The 849-nt window shown below is 66.2% G+C and carries 1 protein-coding gene and 1 pseudogene; both read right to left on the bottom strand.

From position 1 onward, the window contains the following. Positions 1–243, bottom strand: a pseudogene (locus tag IEX32_RS20425) (gfo/Idh/MocA family oxidoreductase); the annotation flags it as partial. Further along, the coding region (locus IEX32_RS20420) for a ThuA domain-containing protein (RefSeq protein ID WP_188773362.1) at positions 240–849 on the bottom strand (610 nt) is incomplete at its 5' end. The pseudogene IEX32_RS20425 and the gene IEX32_RS20420, both read right to left, overlap by 4 nt.

Genomic DNA, 849 nt, shown 5'->3' with positions numbered 1-849 from the left:
CGCCTCGATCCGGATGTCGTCGGGAAGCTCCGCCTCGCGCGAGAGCATTTCCTGCCACGAGCCGTAAGTCCGCGCCGGATCGACGCCGATCTCAGCGCCCGAGGCCCGCGATTTCTCCGCCGTCGAGGAAAAGGCGCCCGCTGCCAGCCGCCAGTTGCCGGCAATCGCCGCCGCGGTCCGGTGGATACCGCCAATAAAGGCGCCCCGGCCACCGCCGACCATTCCGTAGCGGATGGGTCTCACGGCTTGTCGCCGTTGGTGTGGTTGGGCGAGCAGCCTTCGCCCTCAAGCCCGAGGACCCAGCGCAGCTCACCCGCGAGCATTTTGGCATGTGCCGGTTCGCTGAAGGATTCCGCCGTATGGCCGCCGGCGGAATAAAGCGCCCGGCCCTTGCCGACGCACCGCCACCAGAGGATCGGGTGGTCCTCGCCCATGCTCAGCTCCTGGCCGAAGGGGCCTTTCTGGACGTAGGTATTCTCGTCAAGGGTGGCGAGAACGTGAACGCCGGGGACGCCGCGCGGCGACTTGTCGAACGAGTACCATTCGTCCGTGCGCTCGAGGGTCGGGCCGAGGTGGCGCGTCGCCGGGTGCTGGCGGTCCTCGATGCGCATCGTCGCCTTCTGGAACTGCGGGTCCATGGGATGGCCGGTGAACTTCGTGCCGATGATGTTCTGGACATACCAGGGCCACGCCTCGTGTGAATTGTCACCTGCCGCATGGATTCCAAGCCAGCCACCGCCGTTTTCGATGAACGTCTTGAACGCGCCGCGTTGCTCCGGCGTGAAGACGTCGCCGCTGGTGTTGTTGAACACCACTGCATCGAAACGCGCGAGGATGGCGGGCGAGAAT

The sequence above is a fragment of the Novosphingobium endophyticum genome, assembly GCF_014640675.1.
Classification (GTDB): Bacteria; Pseudomonadota; Alphaproteobacteria; order Sphingomonadales; family Sphingomonadaceae; genus Novosphingobium; species Novosphingobium endophyticum.
The sequence above is the reverse complement of the archived record's forward strand: the minus strand, read 5'-3'. Positions and strand labels throughout refer to the sequence as shown.